Raw genomic sequence first — 17,861 nt, 5'->3', positions numbered from 1 at the left:
GGTAACCCCATTCCTGCGACAATAGAAGGCTTCATGACAAGCTCCTTCTCCAATCTCTCCCTGGCTGAACCATTGGCGCGCGCTGTAGCCGAAATGGGTTACGAGACGATGACGCCCATCCAGGCACAGGCCATTCCGGTGGTGTTGTCGGGCCAGGACGTCATGGGTGCCGCCCAGACCGGCACCGGCAAGACAGCCGCCTTCTCGCTGCCCCTGCTGCAGCGGATGCTCAAGCACGAGAACAGCTCGACCTCTCCGGCACGGCACCCGGTCCGGGCCCTCGTCCTGCTGCCCACGCGCGAACTGGCCGACCAGGTCGCTCAGCAGGTCAAGCTCTATTCCAAGTACACCAACCTGCGCAGCGCGGTCGTTTTCGGCGGTATCGACATGAAGCCGCAGACCATCGAGCTCAAGAAGGGCGTCGAGGTGCTGGTCGCCACGCCGGGCCGACTGCTCGACCACATCGAAGCGAAGAACGCAGTGCTCAACCAGGTCGAGTACGTGGTTCTCGACGAAGCAGACCGAATGCTCGACATCGGCTTCCTGCCCGATCTGCAGCGCATCCTCTCGTACCTGCCCAAGCAGCGGACCACGCTGCTGTTCTCCGCGACGTTCTCTCCCGAGATCAAGCGGCTCGCCGGCAGCTACTTGCAGAACCCGGTCACGATCGAAGTCGCGCGGCCGAACGAAACCGCCTCCACCGTCGAGCAGCACTTCTTCAGCGTTGCGGAAGACGACAAGCGCCGCGCGCTCAAGCAGATCGTGCGCCAGCGCGGCATCACGCAGGCCTTCGTGTTCGTCAACAGCAAGCTGGGCTGTGCGCGCCTCGCGCGTTCGCTCGAGCGTGACGGCCTGAAGACCACCGCCCTGCACGGCGACAAGAGCCAGGACGAACGCCTGAAGTCGCTCGCCGCGTTCAAGGCCGGCGAAGTCGACCTGCTGGTGGCCACCGACGTGGCTGCGCGCGGTCTCGACATCAAGGACGTGCCGGCGGTCTTCAACTTCGACATTCCGTTCAACGCGGAAGACTACGTGCACCGCATCGGCCGCACCGGCCGCGCCGGCGCATCCGGCCTCGCTGTGAGCTTCGCGAGCGGCGGCAATGACGTCCGCCTGGTGGCCGACATCGAGAAGCTCATCAAGAAGAAGATTGAGCTGGAGCCGGTCGAATTCGACGACGAGCGCCCGCGCGGCCGCATCAACGATGGCCGCCGCCATTGGCGCGAAGAGGGCGAAGCCGGCGACGCACGCGACGTGCTCGACACGCTGGATCGTCCCCGCGACCGCTCCGACTCGCGTCCGACCCGCAACGGCCGTCCGCATCGCGCGCCGGCTGCGCCGCGCGATCCCTTCTTCGAGAAGCCCTACGAGACGCCGGAGCGTGAGGCTGCGCCCGCCTGGGAAGCCACGGCCAAGGCGACGCCCGCCCGAGGCGTCTCCAGCAACATCAAGACCAAGCGCAAGGTCGCGGCGCTCTTCAAGTCCCCCCAGTAGCCTTCAGCCTGGCTTCTGGGCCTGAGGGCACTTGACCTGGATCAGCTCGCGCTCTTGTGGCGTCGCGCCGATCCGCACGGCGCTCAGGCAGCCACCCCATACGCAACCAGTGTCGGTCGAGATCAGGTCCGGCCTTGAAACCCAGCCGAGCGTCGACCAGTGGCCGAAAGCCACAGTCGCTGTCGACGTCTTGCGTCCCGGCACATCGAACCACGGCATGAAGCCCTCGGGCGCGCCGGCTTCGGCATCCTTGGATTCGAACTCCATCACGCCCTCGGCTGTGCAATAGCGCATCCGCGTCAGGGCATTGACGACTACGCGTAGCCGCGCCGCACCGGTGAGCGAATCGCTCCACTGCGCGGGTTCGTTGCCGTACATGGTGCGAAAGAACTCGGCCACGTCCGGTCCCTGCAAGGCGGATTGGAGCTCGCCTGCCAGACGCATCGTGTCCTCGACAGTCCATTGCGGCAGCACGCCCGCGTGCACCGTCAGCAGCGTGCCGCCGCCAATGTCGTGACGAAGCGCCACATGCTGGTGGCGCAGCCATTCGAGCATTCCATCGCGGTCCGGCGCATCGAGTATTGCAGCGAGCGTGTCCTTGCGTCCCATCTTGCGCGCGCCGTGGGCCACGCCCAGAAGATGCAGGTCATGGTTGCCGAGCAGGCTCTGCGCCGCGCCGCCGAAACCCTGGATGTGTCGCAGCACCTTGGCCGAAGCGGGCCCGCGATTCACGAGGTCGCCCAGCACGATCAGCCGGTCGCGGCTCGGGGAGAAGTCGATCTTGTCCAGCAGCCGTTGCAGGGGTTCGTCGCAGCCCTGCAGATCACCGATCAAGTAAAGTGCCATGTCCCCATTCTCTCCTGCGTTCATGGACGTATTCCTCCTGGCGTTGCTGACCACGGTCAACGCGTTGTTTGCAATGTCCGAAATGGCTCTTTCCACCAGCCGCCGCGCGCGCCTCGCCGCGCTGGCCGAGACGGGGGATGCGGGCGCCGCCGCGGCGCTCAAGCTGATGGAGAACCCGACGCGGTTTCTTTCCACGGTGCAGATCGGCATCACCTCGATCGGCATGCTGAGTGGCATCGTCGGTGAAGCCGCCTTCGCCGAGCCGCTCGGCGCGTGGATGGAGGAAATGGGCCTTGGCCGTGGCACGGCCAGCATTGCCTCTACCGCGGTCGTGGTGACCTGCATCACCTTCTTCACGATCATCTTCGGCGAGCTGGTGCCCAAGCGCATCGGCCAGCTCTACCCCGAGCCGGTGGCCCGCTACGTGGCCACGCCGATGCGATGGCTCGCTTCCATCGCCAAGCCGTTCGTGCTGCTGTTGTCGAGTGCGACGGCGGCCACGCTCAAGCTCCTGCGCATCGATTCGAACGCCGCCCGCGTGGTCACCGAAGAAGAAATCTCCGCGAGCCTGGAGGAGGGCGTCGATGCCGGTGTGATCGAGATGCACGAGCACCAGATGGTGCGCAACGTGTTCCACCTCGACGATCGCCGGCTGACCTCGCTCATGATCCCGCGCGCCGACATCGAATGGCTCGATGCGTCGCTGACCATTGCCGAGAGCCTGCAGAGGGTGTCGGAGGCGGGTGCGCGCAACCAGGTCCACTCCTGGTATCCGGTGTGCCGCAACTCGCTCGACGACGTAGTGGGCGTGACCAGCGTGGCGCATCTTCTCAAGCTTGGGCCGGAGCATCGAGGCACGGTCGGAGAAGCAGTGCAGCCCGCGGTTTTCGTACCCGAAACGCTCACGGGCATGGAAATGCTCGAGCAGTTCCGCTCGCGCGCCGGGCGGCTCGTCTTCGTCGTCGACGAATACGGCGTGGTGCAGGGCCTGATGACGCCGCGCGACCTGCTCGAAGCCATCACCGGCGAATTGCAAGTGCCGACGCACGCCGAAGCCTGGGCGCGACAGCGCGCCGACGGCATCTGGGAGCTCGACGGGCTGATGCCGGTGTCGGAGCTGCGCGCACGCCTCGGTATCCGCGAGCTGCCCGACGAGGACCGCGGCCGCTACAACACCGTCGCCGGCCTGCTGATGTTCGTCTCGGGCCAGTTGCCGGAGGTCGGGGAGCACATCGACTGCGCCGGCTGGTGCTTCGAGGTAGTCGCGCTCGACGGAAGGCGGATCGACCGCGTCATGGCCCATCCCGACAAGCGGCCGCCCGAACAGGTGTCCTGAGCGCGCAACCGACCCCGCTCCTATACTGGCCGGCCCCCATCCGGAGACCCGCCATGACCGTGCCGAGCAAGACCCTGCAGATCCGTTCCCTCGTCCGCAGCAGCGGCGAGCTTGAACTCTCGCTTCAGGAAGACCGCATTCCCCAGCCCGCCGCGAACGAAGTGGTGGTTCGGGTCGAGGCGTCGCCGATGAATCCCTCCGACCTGGGCCTGCTGTTCGGCGCGGCGGACCTGCGCACCGCGAAGGCGTCGGGTACGCCCGAGCGGCCGGTCGTGACGGCAACCATCCCCGAAGCAGCCATGAAGAGCATGGCCGGCCGCGCGGACCAGTCCATGCCGGTCGGCAATGAAGGCGCAGGCGTGGTCGTGGCAGCCGGTACCTCGCCGCAGGCGCAGGCCCTGCTGGGCAAGACCGTCGCGGCGATCGGCGGCGCGATGTACTCGCAATACCGCTGCATCGACGCAGCCCAGTGCATGGCCCTGCCGGAAGGCGCGACCGCGGCGGAGGGTGCTTCGTCCTTCGTCAATCCGCTCACGGCGCTCGGCATGGTCGAGACCATGCGGCGCGAAGGCCACAAGGCACTCGTGCACACGGCCGCGGCGTCGAACCTCGGGCAGATGCTCAACCGCATCTGCATCAAGGATGGCATTCCCCTGGTGAACATCGTCCGCAAGCAGGAGCAGGAAGACATCCTGCGCGCCATCGGCGCCAAATATGTGTGCAACGCCACCTCGCCGACCTTCATGCAGGACCTGACGGATGCGCTGACCGCGACCGGCGCCACGCTGGCTTTCGATGCGACCGGTGGCGGCAAGCTGGCGGGGCAGATCCTCAACTGCATGGAAGCCGCGCTCTTGCGCAATGCGACCGAATACAGCCGCTACGGCACCACCACGCACAAGCAGGTCTACATCTACGGCGGGCTGGATCGCGGGCCGACCGAATTCACGCGCGGCTTCGGCATGAGCTGGGGCATGGGGGGCTGGTTGCTGTTCCCGTTCCTGATGAAGATCGGGCCCGAAGGTGCGGAGAAGCTGAAGGCGCGCGTGGCGGCCGAACTGAAGACGACCTTCGCGAGCCGCTACACGAAGGAAGTGTCGATGGTGGAAGCACTCTCGCTGGGCGAGATCGCGGTCTATTCGAAGCAGGCGACCGGCGAGAAGTACCTGCTCAATCCGAGCCGGTAGGTCGCTGGTTCAACCGAGCCTCAGCCCATGGCGAGGCGCGTGCCGCCGCCGGACGTGGTCTTCCGGATGCCGTCCGGCCCGTAGAAGAGCTGCACGCTCGATTGCAGGAACTGCAGTGCCTTCTGCGTGAAGTCCAGGTGGGTGTGGACGATCGATCCGTTGCGCAGGTTCTGCTGGCGGGCCTTCTCGGCCAGCTCCTGCAGGGCCTGCCAGGCTTGGCGGGTTGCTTCGCCGCCGGCCATCGCAGCGGCATCGGCGCCGGCGGCACCGGGTTCGAAACCGAGTGCCGATTGCGCGGTTTCGCGCTGGCGGTCGATCTCGGCAATACGGTCGAGCAGCTGTACCTTCTGTTCGGTGATCTGTTCCAGGTCACCGAAGCGACGCTCGGTCATGGCGGTTTCTTCCTGCGCAAGCAGCGCCAGGAATTCCTCGATGCAGGATTTCTCCGCATGAAGGTACAGCAGCATCGTGTTCATGAGTTCTTTCGGGAATCGAGCAGGTCGCGCACGCTGTCCATCAGGCCATCGGCAATACGTTCTGGATTCACTTGGTAGCGCCCCGCGCGGATGTCCTCGCGGATCGCGGCGACGCGCGCGGCGTCGAAATCACCGCTGGTGGAGCCCGGCAGCGAGTGGACCTGGGCCGAGACCTGTGCAGCGTCCTTCGACGATCCGGTGGCTCCGGCGGAACTCGCGGAGGCGGAACCCGACTTCGCGGGGCGGATGAGAGGCGTCGCCGATGACGCTGGTTGATCGATTTTCACAATGGTTCCTCAAAGGGGGCTCGCCCCTATATCGGCGAAACGCAGTGGAACTTTAGGGCTTCGGGGCTGGATTGGCGATCCATGAAGACCACTACGCGTCCCTACGTACATTTGCGTACCTGCAGCCTTATTGCGAGAGCCGGATCTGGCCCTCTTCGTCGGCGATGCCACTCACCAGACGGCCGTCACGGGTTTTCGCCTGCACGGCGGCACCGACTTCGGCGCGTGTCATCGCCTTGCCTTCGGTGCTGACGGTGAAGCCTGCGCCCTGCGCGACCACCTGCACCGTCTGTCCCTGCTGGATCACGATCATGGTGCGCACATGCTCCTTGCGCAGCGGTGCGCCCGCAGTGATGCGCTGTGCGCTGGTGACGCCGCGCAGGGCGCTCGCGTCTGTCACCACATTGCGAGGCAGACCGGTGAGATCGCCGGTGCGTTCGATGAAGTCGCCCGCACCGAGCGTCACGCCGGGTTCGATCGCACGCGCAGCGACGAAGTAGCGGCCTTCCACTGACACATTGGCCGAAACGAAGCGCGTCCACGGTTTGTCGCCTCGGCAGCGCAATCCGATAGAGACGCGCCCCCACGGCGCCGTGCCGGTGGGCATGAAGGCCTCGTAGTCACTGCACGGCGGAAGTGCACCACCTGTGGGCACGAAAGTCACCTTGGCCTTGCCCGGCAGCCCGGAGGTTTGCACCTGGAGGTAGCGTTCGACGGCCTCGCGTGCCTCTTCAGGCAACTGGGAAGCGGCAAAGGAAGCCACGCCGACGCCCGCCATGCATGCCGGCAGAACGATGCGGAGGAGCCGTTTGAAGGTCTTGCGTTGTTCCATGGGAATCGGTGTGTTGCCGGAGGATTCTAGGAAGACACCCCCCAAAGCGAAGTGCTGAAGTGCTGCCGAAAACCCCCTTTGTTCGACCCATTGCAAAAGCGTCTCGTGCATAGACTCGCTTTCCATCTGTCGCCATGCCCAGTGCGAGCGCGACGCCACAAAGGATGGAAAGAAGATGATCGACAAGCTGGATGCAGCGCTTCGCTTCAACCGCGAAGCACTCAATCTGCGGGCTGAGCGCCAGGAAGTGCTGGCGGCCAACATCGCCCACGCCGACACGCCCAACTACAAGGCGCGCGACTTCGATTTCAGCAGCAGGCTCTCGCAGGCCGTCGAGCAGGGCCGCCAGGCGCAGTCGTTCGCGATGTCGACGACCTCGTCGCGCCACCTCGCGGGCGAAGCCAAGTCGATGCCCGACCAGGACCTTCTCTATCGCGTGCCCACGCAGTCGAGCATCGACGGCAACACGGTCGAGATGGACGTCGAGCGCATCAACTTCGCCGACAACGCGCTGCGCTACGAGTCGAACCTCACGGTGCTCAGCTCGAAGATCAAGACCATGCTGGCGGCGGTCCAGCAGTAAGCACGAGGAGCTATCCGATGCCACTCCCGAGTGCTTCCATGAACATCTTCAGTGTGGCGGGATCCGCCATGACCGCGCAGTCGCAGCGCATGAACGTGACCGCGAGCAATCTTGCCAACGCGGAAAGCGTCGCCGGACCCGACGGTCAGCCGTACCGTGCCAAGCAGGTCGTCTTCGAAGTCGCGCCTTCGGGCCAGCAGGACATCGGCGGCGTGCAGGTCTCGGGCGTGGTCGAGGACCAGTCGCCCGCCAAGATGGTCTACGACCCGAAGAACCCGCATGCCAACCCCGACGGCTACGTCGCGATGTCGAACGTCAACGTGGTCGAGGAGATGACCAACATGATCTCGGCCTCGCGCAGCTACCAGGCCAACGTCGAGGTGCTCAACACCGCCAAGACGCTGATGGTCAAGACCCTGACCATCGGCCAGTAATCCAACAGCGAAGAAAAAAGAAAGCCATGGCCATCGCCGACACCTCATCCATCAGCGGCGCCAATGCCGCCAGCGCCGCGGCCAGCACCGCGAGTGTCTCCAGCAGCGACAACGAGCAGCGCTTTCTCAAGCTACTGGTCGCGCAGCTCAACAACCAGGACCCGCTCAATCCGATGGAGAACGCGGAGCTCACGTCGCAGCTCGCGCAGATGAGCACCGTGAGCGGCATCGAGAAGCTCAACAGCACGCTGTCGGGCCTGGTGAGCCAGACCGGCTCGAACCAGGTTCTGCAGGCCGCATCGCTCATCGGCTATGCAGTGCTGTCGCCCGGCAACTCGCTCACCACCACTGCGCCTGCAGAGGGTGAGGATCCGGCCGTCAAGGCCTTCGCTGTGGAACTGCCTGGCACGGCTTCCGACGTGCAGATCAAGATCGTCGACGCCACCGGCAAGACGGTGCGCACCATCGACGCAGGCTCCATGAACGAAGGCGTGAACGCCGTCGCATGGGACGGCAAGGACGACTCGGGCAATGTCGTGCCCGCAGGCAACTACACGTTCACGATCGCCGCCACCAACGGCAGCACCGCCGTGTCCTCGACCGCGCTCACGTTCGCGCAGGTCGCCGCGGTCAAGCAGGGCACCAGCGGCGTCACCCTCGAACTCGCCACCGGCCAGAGCATCGGCCTGTCCGATGTGCGCATGTATCTCTGACCTCCAACCCAACGCATTGAACTAAGGAATCCATCATGGCCTTTTCCCAGGGCATTAGCGGTCTCGGCGCCGCTGCCGCGAATCTCGACGTCATCGGCAACAACATCGCCAACTCGGGCACCGTGGGCTTCAAGTCGTCCACCGCCACCTTCTCGGACATTTACGCCGGCTCGCGCGTCGGCCTCGGCGTCGCGGTGTCGGGCGTGGTGCAGGACTTCTCGCAGGGCGTGACGCAGACCAGCAGCCGTCCGCTCGACGTGGCGATCATGAACGGCAACGGCTTCTTCCGCCTCACCAGCGCGACCGGCGAAGTCATGTACTCGCGCAACGGCCAGTTCACCCAGGACAAGGACGGCTACATCGTCAACGCTTCCGGCCTGCGCCTCACCGGCTATGGCGTGAACGCCAGCGGCGGCATCAGCGGCGGCACGCCCACCGCGATCCAGATCCCGACCGCGCCGATGTCGCCCAACGCCACCACTGGCGTGCAGGCCGAGTTCAACGTCGACTCGCGCAGCACCGTGCCGACGAAGACGCCTTTCGACCCGACCGACTCCGACACCTTCAACTACTCGAACGCGATCGGCCCGGTGTACGACTCGCTAGGCAATCCGCACGACCTCGCGGTCTACTTCGTGAAGACGGGCGCCAACGCGTGGGATACCTACGCCACGATCGACGGCACGCAGGTCCAGTTGCCCGCGCCTGCAACTGCCGGTTCGCCGATGGGCTCGATGACCTTCGACACCAACGGCAACCTCACCGCACCGGTCGGCGGCAAGATCACGCTCCCGACGCTGACCTACACCAACGGCGCAGCCGCATCGAACATCACGGTCGACCTGAGCGGCACCACGCAGGTCGGTGCAGCCAACGGCATGAGCAAGCTCGCGCAGGATGGCTACACCTCCGGCCAGCTCACCTCGTTCTCGATCAACGGCGACGGCACCATCACCGGCAAGTTCTCGAACGAGCAGACCAAGCTGCTGGGCCAGGTGGTGCTGTCGTCCTTCGCCAACCCCAACGGCCTCGAGCCCAAGGGCGACAACATGTACGCGGAGACGGCAGCTTCCGGTGCGGCACTCACCGGCACGCCGGCCGAAGGCAGCAAGCTCGGCTCGCTCGCCTCGGGCGCGCTCGAATCGTCCAACGTCGACCTGACCTCGGAACTCGTCAACCTCATCGTCGCGCAGCGCAACTACCAAGCCAATGCGCAGACGGTGAAGACGCAGGACCAGGTCATGCAGACGCTGATGAACATCCGCTGACGCGACGCGATAGGAGCCACCAGTGGATCGAATGCTGTATGTCGCGATGAGCGGCGCCAAGCAGGCCATGGAGCAGCAGACCTCGGTCGCCAACAACATGGCGAACGTGTCGACGCCGGGCTTCCGTGCGCAGATCAACGCATTCCGCGCGGTGCCCGTGGTCGGCCAGGAGTCGCCCACGCGCGCCTTCGTGGCGGCGACCACGCCGGGCGCCGACTTCCGGCAAGGTCCGGTGACGGACACCGGCCGCGAACTCGATGTCGCGGTGCGTGGCGACGGCTGGCTGACGGTCCAGACACCGACCGGCGAGGCCTACACCCGCGTCGGCAACCTCCAGGTGGCATCCGACGGCCAGGTCACGACCATGGGCGGACGCCCGGTGGTCGGCGATGGCGGCGGCCTGGTGATCCCGCCGGGCTCGTCCGTGACCATCGCCTCGGACGGCAGCATCACCGCGCACGCGCCCGGCGATCCGCTGACCGGCCTGAACATCGTCGGCCGCATGAAGCTCGTGAATCCGCCGACGACCGATCTGGTGCGAGGCGAAGACGGTCTCTTCCGCATGCGTCCGGGCCTTCCGCCCGCTGAAGCCGACAACGCAGTGACCGTCACGCCCGGCGCCATCGAAGGCAGCAACGTCAATCCCGTCGAAGCCATGGTGGCCATGATCGCCAACGGACGCAGCTTCGAGATGCAGATGAAGTCCATCCAGTCCGCCGACATCAACGCGCAGTCGGCCAACAAGCTGCTCGCCTACGGCTGATCCGCCCTGACCAGCAGCAACCCCGCAGGAGCCATTCCATGATCCGTTCCCTCTACGTGGCCAAGTCCGGCCTCGAAGCCCAGCAGACGCAGCTCGACGTCGTCTCCAACAACCTCGCCAACGTCTCCACCACCGGCTTCAAGAAAAGCCGCGCGGTGTTCGAAGACCTGCTCTACCAGAACATCCGCCAGGTCGGGGGCCAGACTTCCGACCAGACGCGCCTGCCTTCGGGCCTGCAGGTCGGCACCGGCGTGCGCGTTGTCGCCACCGAGCGCATGCACTCGCAAGGCAACCTGACCAAGACCGACAACCCGAAGGATGTCGCGATCAACGGTTCGGGCTTCTTCCAGGTCACGATGCCCGACGGCACGATGGCCTACACGCGCGATGGTTCGTTCCAGACCAACGCCGACGGCCAGCTCGTGACCGCGAGCGGCTACACGATCGAGCCCGCGATCAACATCCCGCAGAACGCCACCAGTCTCACCATCGGCCGCGACGGCATCGTGTCGGTCACGCAGGCCGGTAGCCAGGCGACGGTGCAGGTCGGCCAGCTCCAGATCGCGACCTTCCTGAACCCGACGGGCCTGCAGAGCATGGGCGAGAACCTCTACACCGAGACCGATTCGTCGGGCGCACCCAATGTCGTGAACCCCGGCGTCGATGGCGCCGGTGTGCTGACGCAGGGCTACACCGAAGCGTCCAACGTCAATGTGGTGGAAGAGCTGGTCAACATGATCGCGACGCAGCGCGCGTACGAGATCAACAGCAAGGCGATTCAAACATCCGACCAAATGCTCGCGCGACTTGCGCAACTGTGACCATGAGCTTCCCCACGCTGCACGCATTCCGTATCGCTTCGCCATGGCGCATGGCGCTGGCGAGCGTGGCGCTCGTTCTTTTCGCCGGCTGCGCGCAGATCCCGCGCGATCCGCTCGTGCATCAACCGATGACCGCGCGCGCCGACGACATCAACCAGCTGCCGAGCCGGTCGCGGACGGGCGCGATCTTCCAGGACAACGGGCGCGGCATCGCGCTGTTCGAGGATCGCCGGCCGCGCAGCATCGGGGACATCCTGACCATCGTCATCAGCGAAAAGCTCAACGCCAGCAAGAACTCGGCTGCGAACGCGAACCGCAACGGAAGCATGACCGCGGCCTTCGATCCGATTCCGAAGGTGCTCAAGGGCCTCCTGAACGACCAGGATGCAAAGCTGTCCGGCACATCGGCGTTCACGGGCAAGGGCGGCGCCAATGCCACGAATACGTTCAACAGCACGATCACGGTCACCGTCACCGACGTGCTGCCCAACGGCAACCTGCTCGTGAGTGGCGAAAAGCAGATGGGCATCAACCAGGGGACGGAGTTCATCCGCTTCTCCGGCGTGGTGAATCCGCGCACCGTCACAGGCGTCAACACCGTGCTCTCGACCCAGGTGGCGGATGCACGCATCGAATACACGGCCAAGGGCTACATCGACGAAGCGCAGAACATGGGATGGCTCCAGCGCTTCTTCCTGAACGTCGCTCCATTCTAGAAATGACACACCCCCAGGCTCGCCCACTTCGTGTGGCTCTCCACCCCCTTGCAGGGGGCAACACCGGCGGCCCGGCAAAGCCGGTTCCGCGGTGTTTCACCAACGGCGTTCGCTTCGCTGCGCTCGCTCTTGTTTTTTCCTTTTCATTTCTTGCGCCTGTGCATGCGGAGCGGCTCAAGGAGCTGGCGACGATCCAGGGCGTGCGGGACAACCCGTTGATCGGCTACGGCCTGATGGTTGGTCTGGACGGCACCGGCGACCAGACGATGCAGACGCCGTTCACCACGCAGAGCCTGAACAACATGCTCCAGCAGCTCGGCATCACGATGCCGCAGGGCGTGAACATGCAGCTCAAGAACGTGGCAGCGGTGATGGTTACCGCTACGCTGCCTTCGTTCGCCCGGCCGGGGCAGGCGATCGACGTCACGGTGTCGTCGATGGGCAATGCCAAGAGCCTGCGCGGCGGCACGCTGCTGATGACGCCGCTCAAGGGTGTCGACGGCGCGGTCTACGCGATCGCGCAAGGGAACATGGTCGTTGGCGGCGCAGGGGCGTCGGCCAACGGCAGCAAGGTTCAGATCAACCAGCTCAGCTCCGGGCGCATTCCGTCGGGCGCGATCGTCGAGCGCACGGTGGAGTCCGCTGTGGGCGGCGAGGGTGGTGCGCTCACGGTCGAGCTCACGCGTTCCGACTTCGGCACGGCGCAGCGCGCGGTCGAAGCGATCAATCGCCAGTTCGGTCCTGTCGCCGAGGCTTTGGATGCGCGCGTGATCCGCGTCAGTGCACCGGAGTCGCCGCAGGACCGCGTCGGCTTCCTCGCGCGACTCGAAGGGCTTGAAGTCACGCCGACGCAAGCCGTCGCACGCGTGGTCATCAATGCGCGCACCGGCTCCGTGGTCATGAACCAGGCGGTGCGGGTGAGCGAATGCGCGGTGGCGCACGGCAACCTGTCGGTGGTCATCAACACCCAGCCGGTGGTCAGCCAGCCGGAAGCGTTCTCGCGCGGTCGCACGGTCGAATCGGCGCAGTCGGAGATCTCGGTCAACCAGGGCAGCGGTGCGCTGCAGATGGTGCGCGGCAGCGCTTCGCTGTCCGACGTGATCAAGGGCCTCAATGCGCTGGGCGCGAATCCGCAGGACCTCGTCTCCATCCTGCAGGCCATGAAGACGGCCGGTGCCTTGCGCGCCGAGCTCGAAATCATCTGAGGACGGACATGGCGATCACTGCCACGCCCGCTTCGAGCATTGCCGACACGAGCCGCAGCGGCGCGCTCGACCAGCGCTTCGCACTCGACGTGCAGGGTGTGGATGCGCTCAAGCGCACCACCCGCACTTCGCCGGAAGAAGGTCTTCGCCAGGTGTCGCGCCAGTTCGAGGCGATGTTCATGAACATGGTGCTCAAGAGCATGCGCGAGGCGACGCCGAAAAGCGGTCTGTTCGACAGCCAGAGCGAGAAGATCTACACCTCGATGCTCGACCAGCAGCTCTCGCAGAACCTCTCGGGGCGTGGCGTTGGCCTTGCCGAGGCCATGCTGGTACAGCTCCAGCGCCAGGTCGCGTCGGGTTCGACCAACATGGACGTCGATGCCGCACCGATGTCGCTTCTGCCGCGCGGCGGGTTTCCGCTGAAGGCGGACTCGGGTATTCCGCTTGGCTCGGCGCCAGCGCCGTCTACGCGCGTCGATTTGAGCCTCTATCAGGTGAACAACGACCGCGGTAGCAGTTCGGCCGCGACCGCATCGCTGCAGGGCCATGTCGATGCCTTCGTCGATCGCATGGGTGCGTCGGCGCAGGCCGCGAGCGAAGCCAGTGGCGTGCCCGCACCGCTGATCCTCGCGCAGGCCGCGCTCGAATCGGGCTGGGGCAAGCGCGAGATCCGCGCCGACGACGGCACGCAGAGCTTCAACCTCTTCGGCATCAAGGCCGACAGGAGCTGGCAGGGCCGCACGGTCGAGACCACCACCACCGAATACGTCGATGGCGAGCCGCAGCGCGTGCGCGCCAAGTTCCGGGCCTACGACTCCTACGAGGAAGCCTTCACCGACTACGCGCGCTTCATGACGCGCAATCCGCGCTATGCCAACGTGGTGACGGCCGGCGACCCGACCGAGGCGGCGCATGGCCTGCAGCGCGCCGGCTACGCCACCGACCCCCAATACGGCCAGAAGCTCGTCCGGATCATGCAGAAATTCGGCTGATCTGCCGATAGCCAACAAACCCACTCTCACAGCCAACGCAAAGGAACCCCATGGCAGAGATCACGACCCTCCAGCCCCGCTCGGGCGGCGCCGCTTCTCAGGCCCTCGCCAACTCGGGACGGCTGGAGGTGGTCACTTTCACCCTCGGCGACGAGGAATACGGCATCGACATCCAGAAGGTGCAGGAGCTGCGCGGCTACGACGCAGTCACGCGCATCGCGAACGCGCCCGATTTCATCAAGGGCGTGGTGAACCTGCGCGGGATCATCGTGCCGATCATCGACATGCGCATCCGCTTCGGCATTGGAACGCCGAGCTATGACCAGTTCACCGTCGTGATCGTGCTGAACATCGGCGGTCGCGTGGTGGGCATGGTGGTGGACAGCGTCTCTGACGTGATCACGCTGTCGCAAGAGCAGATCAAGCCCGCACCCGAGATGGGCTCGGCTCTGGACACCGACTACCTCATCGGCCTGGGCACGCTCGACGAGCGGATGCTGATCCTCGTGGACATCGACCGGTTGATGTCCAGCGAAGAGATGGGACTGATCGAAAAGCTCGCTGCCTGAGGGGGCAGTTTCAAAGGAGGAGGCAGGGATGAAGGATTGGAAGATCGGCACACGCCTGGGCGGCGGATTCGCGGTCGTGCTGGCGCTGGTGGCAGCCATCGCTGTGATCGGCGTGGCCCGGTTGCAGGCGGTGGGCGACGCCACGCGCGAGATGGCGCGGCAATCGCTTGAGAAAGAGCGCCTGGCTGCGGCCTGGCTGCTTGCCACGAGCACCAACAGCGTGCGGACCTTCGCGCTGCTGAAGAGCAACGATCCTGAAGTGCAGGACTTCCTGCAGAAGAACATCACCAAGAACAGCGCCGTCATCAACGAGACGCAGAAGAACCTCGAGGAAATGCTCAGCACTCCCGAGGAACTGGCGCTGAGCAAGGACATCAAGAGCCGGCGCGCGGAGTACCTGGAACTGCGCAACACGATCCTGAAGCTCAAGTCGGACGGCAAGCTCGATGAAGCCGCGGTGCTGAGCAAGGAGAAGCTGATCCCCACGCTCGACGCCTACGACGCGAGCATCCGTGCCATGGTGGGCCACCAGAAGGACCGGATCGACCAGTCCGCCACTGCCATCGACGAGCTCTACCGCTCCGGCCGCAACCAGGTGATCCTGCTTGCGGCTCTGGCACTTGCCGTGGGCTCGGTGCTTGCATGGCTGCTGACGCGCAGCATCGTCGAGCCGATCGACGAAGCACTGGTGATTGCCGAGACCGTGGCCTCCGGCGACCTCAGCCAGGACTTCGAGTCCGACCGCGGCGGCGACTTCGGCCGGCTGTTGAACGGCATGGGCGAGATGGAAGACATGCTGACCGACGTGGTGGGTCGCATCCGCACGGCGACCGATTCCATCGTCGTCGCCTCGAAGCAGATCGCCGCCGGCAATCAGGATCTGTCGTCGCGCACCGAGGAGCAGGCGAGCTCGCTGGAAGAGACCGCAGCGTCGATGGAAGAGCTCACGAGCACCGTCAAGCAGAACGCAGACAACGCGCGTCAGGCCAACCAGCTTGCGGTCTCCGCATCCGAAGTGGCGGTGAAGGGCGGCAAGGTGGTCAGCGAGGTGGTCGACACCATGGCGTCGATCAATGCCTCGTCGCGCAAGATCGTGGACATCATCGCGGTCATCGACGGCATCGCGTTCCAGACCAACATCCTCGCGCTGAATGCGGCCGTCGAAGCGGCGCGCGCTGGCGAACAGGGTAAGGGCTTCGCGGTTGTCGCATCGGAAGTGCGCAACCTGGCCCAGCGTTCCGCAGCAGCAGCGAAAGAGATCAAGGGCCTCATCGACGATTCGGTGGGCAAGGTCGACATCGGCAGCGCACTGGTCGGCGAGGCCGGCAAGACGATGGACGAGATCGTCGGCAGCGTGCGCCGCGTCACCGACATCATGGGCGAGATCACCGCGGCGAGCCAGGAGCAGACCTCGGGCATCGAGCAGATCAATCAGGCCATCACGCAGATGGACCAGGTGACGCAGCAGAACGCCGCGCTGGTCGAAGAAGCCGCAGCCGCTGCTGCATCGCTGCAGGAGCAGGCTGGTGGTCTTTCGCAGGTCGTCGGCATGTTCAAGCTGGATGACGATGGGGCGACGCGTAAGAAGCCGGAGGCTGCTGCAGCGATCACCGTGCAGAAGACAACCAACAAGGTGCCGCGCGAGACGCCGGCAGCACCAAGGAAGACAACGTCCACCGCTTCAGCCGCGACCGCCACCGCGGGCGCGGGCGACTGGACCGAATTCTGAGATCCACCACATCCACGAAACGAGACGCGCCCGCAGGGGCGCAATGACGATGACTTCCTTTTCCAACTTAAAGATCGGCTCGCGACTGGGCCTGGGCTTCGCGCTCATCCTCCTGTTCATGGCCGCGATTGCCGGCCTGGGCGTGAACTCGCTGTCGAACCAGAACGACCGGCTCGACCAGATCGTCAACAACAACAACGTGAAGATCGCTTCGGTCAACGCGATGCTCACCACGGTCCGTGACATCGCCACCTACGGCACTGAACTGGTGCTGATCAACGACGAGGCGAGCATCACCGCCCAGATGAAGAAAATCGCCGGCGCGCGCGAGCGCTTCACGGAGGCCAACAAGACCCTGCGCAAGCTGATCACGACCGCCGAGGGCAAGGCCAACCTGGTCAAGGTCGATGAAGCGCTGGCCGTCGCGGCCCCGCTCAGCGAGAAGCTCATCGAGCTCGCGCGCCAGAACAAGAACGACGAGGCGACCCAACTGCTCATGACGAAGTTCGCACCGGCGGTGCGGGCGACGCTGGCTGCGTTGGACGATTTGAACGTCCACCAGGTCAAGCGTGCTGACGGCATCAACGCCGAGGCGCTGGCCGACTACGAGCGTGCGCGCAGCCTCATGATCGGCCTGGGCGTGCTCGCGGTGCTGCTGGGTGCGGCCGTTGCATGGCTCATCACCCGCTCGATCACGCAACCGATCCGCGAAGCGGTGAAGGTGGCCGAGACGGTGGCCGCGGGCGACATCACCTCGCGCATCGAAATCCATTCGAAGGACGAGACTGGCCAGCTCATGCAGGCGCTGCGCGAGATGAACGACAGCCTCGTGAAGATCGTTGGTGAAGTGCGCACGGGCACGGACACGATCGCGACGGCGTCGAGCCAGATCGCGTCAGGCAATCAGGATCTGTCTTCGCGTACCGAAGAGCAAGCGAGTTCCCTGGAAGAAACGGCGGCTTCGATGGAAGAGCTCACGAGCACCGTCAAGCAGAACGCGGACAACGCGCGTCAGGCCAACCAGCTTGCTGTGTCGGCGTCGGCAGTGGCCGTGCGTGGCGGAAGCGCCGTCTCGCAAGTGGTCGACACCATGGGCTCGATCAACGCGTCCTCGCGTAAGATCGTCGACATCATCGGCGTGATCGACGGTATCGCGTTCCAGACCAACATCCTTGCGTTGAATGCAGCTGTCGAAGCCGCACGCGCCGGTGAACAAGGCCGTGGTTTTGCAGTGGTGGCCTCCGAAGTGCGCAACCTCGCACAACGCTCTGCAGCCGCAGCCAAGGAAATCAAGACGCTGATCGACGATTCCGTCGAGAAGGTCGAAGAGGGCACCAGGCAGGTCGCCGAAGCGGGCCGCACGATGGATGAAATCGTGGACAGCGTGAAGCGGGTGACCGACATCATGGGCGAGATCACCGCGGCGAGCCAGGAGCAGACCTCGGGCATCGAACAGGTCAACCAGGCCATCACGCAGATGGACCAGGTGACCCAGCAGAACGCCGCACTGGTCGAAGAAGCCGCTGCAGCAGCAGGTTCGCTGCGCGAGCAGGCCGGCAATCTGTCGCAAGTCGTCAGCGTCTTCAAGCTCGAAGCCTGAGCCGCTTGCA

At 65.1% G+C, this 17,861-nt stretch carries 19 protein-coding genes; 15 read left to right on the top strand and 4 right to left on the bottom strand.

Annotation, left to right across the window (positions count from 1 at the left end; all coding sequences use genetic code 11):
- Nucleotides 1-33: 33 nt before the first annotated feature.
- Entirely contained in the window at nt 34-1,494 is a 1,461-nt protein-coding gene (locus tag FHW64_RS17880) for a DEAD/DEAH box helicase (RefSeq protein WP_184528604.1), read from the top strand.
- Nucleotides 1,495-1,497: 3 nt separating this feature from the next.
- Here the strand turns inward: FHW64_RS17880 and FHW64_RS17875 are convergent, their stop codons facing one another.
- Entirely contained in the window at nt 1,498-2,340 is an 843-nt protein-coding gene (locus FHW64_RS17875) for a symmetrical bis(5'-nucleosyl)-tetraphosphatase (RefSeq protein ID WP_184528602.1), read from the bottom strand.
- A 22-nt stretch (nt 2,341-2,362) separates the two neighbouring features.
- On the opposite strand from FHW64_RS17875, the gene FHW64_RS17870 reads away from it, so the two are divergent.
- The gene (locus tag FHW64_RS17870) at nt 2,363-3,676 is read left to right on the top strand and encodes a hemolysin family protein (RefSeq protein ID WP_184529209.1); all 1,314 of its coding nucleotides are present in this window, start codon (nt 2,363-2,365) and stop codon (nt 3,674-3,676) included.
- 53 nt (nt 3,677-3,729) lie between these two features.
- Nucleotides 3,730-4,863: a zinc-binding dehydrogenase gene (locus FHW64_RS17865; RefSeq protein WP_184528600.1), complete on the top strand. Its 1,134-nt coding sequence runs from the start codon at nt 3,730-3,732 to the stop codon at nt 4,861-4,863.
- Nucleotides 4,864-4,883: 20 nt separating this feature from the next.
- On the opposite strand, the gene FHW64_RS17860 is transcribed toward FHW64_RS17865, so the two are convergent.
- From FHW64_RS17860 to flgA, 3 genes are all read right to left on the bottom strand, one after another.
- Nucleotides 4,884-5,339: a flagella synthesis protein FlgN gene (locus tag FHW64_RS17860; RefSeq protein WP_260305266.1), complete on the bottom strand. Its 456-nt coding sequence runs from the start codon at nt 5,337-5,339 to the stop codon at nt 4,884-4,886.
- Entirely contained in the window at nt 5,336-5,626 is a 291-nt protein-coding gene (gene flgM / locus FHW64_RS17855) for a flagellar biosynthesis anti-sigma factor FlgM (RefSeq protein WP_184528598.1), read from the bottom strand. Before flgM ends, FHW64_RS17860 begins: the two co-directional genes overlap by 4 nt.
- A 127-nt stretch (nt 5,627-5,753) precedes the next feature.
- Nucleotides 5,754-6,458, bottom strand: coding sequence for a flagellar basal body P-ring formation chaperone FlgA (gene flgA / locus FHW64_RS17850; protein WP_184528596.1), 705 nt, complete (start codon nt 6,456-6,458; stop codon nt 5,754-5,756).
- Between the two features lie 175 nt (nt 6,459-6,633).
- On the opposite strand from flgA, the gene flgB reads away from it, so the two are divergent.
- From flgB to FHW64_RS17790, 12 genes are read left to right on the top strand one after another with little or no spacing between them, the layout of a single operon-like run.
- Nucleotides 6,634-7,041, top strand: a complete 408-nt coding sequence (flgB, locus tag FHW64_RS17845; RefSeq protein WP_184528594.1) for a flagellar basal body rod protein FlgB — start codon at nt 6,634-6,636, stop codon at nt 7,039-7,041.
- A 38-nt stretch (nt 7,042-7,079) separates the two neighbouring features.
- Nucleotides 7,080-7,475: a flagellar basal body rod protein FlgC gene (gene flgC / locus FHW64_RS17840; RefSeq protein ID WP_184528592.1), complete on the top strand. Its 396-nt coding sequence runs from the start codon at nt 7,080-7,082 to the stop codon at nt 7,473-7,475.
- A 26-nt stretch (nt 7,476-7,501) separates the two neighbouring features.
- Entirely contained in the window at nt 7,502-8,188 is a 687-nt protein-coding gene (locus FHW64_RS17835; protein WP_184528590.1) for a flagellar hook assembly protein FlgD, read from the top strand.
- A 35-nt stretch (nt 8,189-8,223) separates the two neighbouring features.
- A complete protein-coding gene (flgE, locus tag FHW64_RS17830) occupies nt 8,224-9,456 on the top strand; it encodes a flagellar hook protein FlgE (protein WP_184528588.1) in 1,233 nt (410 codons plus the stop codon).
- A 22-nt stretch (nt 9,457-9,478) separates the two neighbouring features.
- On the top strand, nt 9,479-10,219 hold the full coding sequence (locus FHW64_RS17825; protein WP_184528586.1) for a flagellar basal body rod protein FlgF: 741 nt from the start codon (nt 9,479-9,481) through the stop codon (nt 10,217-10,219).
- 38 nt (nt 10,220-10,257) lie between these two features.
- Nucleotides 10,258-11,040 carry a flagellar basal-body rod protein FlgG gene (gene flgG / locus FHW64_RS17820; protein ID WP_184528584.1) on the top strand — a complete coding sequence of 261 codons (783 nt, stop codon included), beginning with the start codon at nt 10,258-10,260 and terminating at the stop codon, nt 11,038-11,040.
- Nucleotides 11,041-11,042: 2 nt separating this feature from the next.
- Entirely contained in the window at nt 11,043-11,756 is a 714-nt protein-coding gene (locus FHW64_RS17815) for a flagellar basal body L-ring protein FlgH (protein ID WP_184528582.1), read from the top strand.
- A 32-nt stretch (nt 11,757-11,788) separates the two neighbouring features.
- On the top strand, nt 11,789-12,961 hold the full coding sequence (locus tag FHW64_RS17810) for a flagellar basal body P-ring protein FlgI (protein ID WP_409350629.1): 1,173 nt from the start codon (nt 11,789-11,791) through the stop codon (nt 12,959-12,961).
- An 8-nt stretch (nt 12,962-12,969) separates the two neighbouring features.
- Complete coding sequence (gene flgJ / locus FHW64_RS17805) at nt 12,970-13,953, top strand: flagellar assembly peptidoglycan hydrolase FlgJ (protein ID WP_184528578.1); 984 nt, start codon at nt 12,970-12,972, stop codon at nt 13,951-13,953.
- Nucleotides 13,954-14,003: 50 nt separating this feature from the next.
- A complete protein-coding gene (locus FHW64_RS17800) occupies nt 14,004-14,522 on the top strand; it encodes a chemotaxis protein CheW (protein WP_184528576.1) in 519 nt (172 codons plus the stop codon).
- 28 nt (nt 14,523-14,550) lie between these two features.
- Nucleotides 14,551-16,251: a methyl-accepting chemotaxis protein gene (locus FHW64_RS17795; RefSeq protein ID WP_184528575.1), complete on the top strand. Its 1,701-nt coding sequence runs from the start codon at nt 14,551-14,553 to the stop codon at nt 16,249-16,251.
- 49 nt (nt 16,252-16,300) lie between these two features.
- Complete coding sequence (locus tag FHW64_RS17790) at nt 16,301-17,851, top strand: methyl-accepting chemotaxis protein (RefSeq protein WP_184529205.1); 1,551 nt, start codon at nt 16,301-16,303, stop codon at nt 17,849-17,851.
- The last annotated feature ends 10 nt before the right edge of the window (nt 17,852-17,861 follow it).

Source organism: Variovorax sp. Sphag1AA (assembly GCF_014192575.1).
In the GTDB taxonomy this organism is placed as follows: Bacteria; Pseudomonadota; Gammaproteobacteria; order Burkholderiales; family Burkholderiaceae_C; genus Variovorax.
The sequence above is the reverse complement of the archived record's forward strand: the minus strand, read 5'-3'. Positions and strand labels throughout refer to the sequence as shown.

Bases quoted from the DNA above. Each gene is read 5' to 3' on its own strand.
- FHW64_RS17880 (WP_184528604.1), top strand. From the start codon at position 34: ATGACAAGCTCCTTCTCCAATCTCTCCCTGGCTGAACCATTGGCGCGC.
- FHW64_RS17875 (WP_184528602.1), bottom strand. From the start codon at position 2,340: ATGGCACTTTACTTGATCGGTGATCTGCAGGGCTGCGACGAACCCCTG.
- FHW64_RS17870 (WP_184529209.1), top strand. From the start codon at position 2,363: ATGGACGTATTCCTCCTGGCGTTGCTGACCACGGTCAACGCGTTGTTT.
- FHW64_RS17865 (WP_184528600.1), top strand. From the start codon at position 3,730: ATGACCGTGCCGAGCAAGACCCTGCAGATCCGTTCCCTCGTCCGCAGC.
- FHW64_RS17860 (WP_260305266.1), bottom strand. From the start codon at position 5,339: ATGAACACGATGCTGCTGTACCTTCATGCGGAGAAATCCTGCATCGAG.
- flgA (WP_184528596.1), bottom strand. From the start codon at position 6,458: ATGGAACAACGCAAGACCTTCAAACGGCTCCTCCGCATCGTTCTGCCG.
- flgB (WP_184528594.1), top strand. From the start codon at position 6,634: ATGATCGACAAGCTGGATGCAGCGCTTCGCTTCAACCGCGAAGCACTC.
- flgC (WP_184528592.1), top strand. From the start codon at position 7,080: ATGAACATCTTCAGTGTGGCGGGATCCGCCATGACCGCGCAGTCGCAG.
- FHW64_RS17835 (WP_184528590.1), top strand. From the start codon at position 7,502: ATGGCCATCGCCGACACCTCATCCATCAGCGGCGCCAATGCCGCCAGC.
- flgE (WP_184528588.1), top strand. From the start codon at position 8,224: ATGGCCTTTTCCCAGGGCATTAGCGGTCTCGGCGCCGCTGCCGCGAAT.
- flgG (WP_184528584.1), top strand. From the start codon at position 10,258: ATGATCCGTTCCCTCTACGTGGCCAAGTCCGGCCTCGAAGCCCAGCAG.
- FHW64_RS17815 (WP_184528582.1), top strand. From the start codon at position 11,043: ATGAGCTTCCCCACGCTGCACGCATTCCGTATCGCTTCGCCATGGCGC.
- flgJ (WP_184528578.1), top strand. From the start codon at position 12,970: ATGGCGATCACTGCCACGCCCGCTTCGAGCATTGCCGACACGAGCCGC.
- FHW64_RS17800 (WP_184528576.1), top strand. From the start codon at position 14,004: ATGGCAGAGATCACGACCCTCCAGCCCCGCTCGGGCGGCGCCGCTTCT.
- FHW64_RS17795 (WP_184528575.1), top strand. From the start codon at position 14,551: ATGAAGGATTGGAAGATCGGCACACGCCTGGGCGGCGGATTCGCGGTC.
- FHW64_RS17790 (WP_184529205.1), top strand. From the start codon at position 16,301: ATGACTTCCTTTTCCAACTTAAAGATCGGCTCGCGACTGGGCCTGGGC.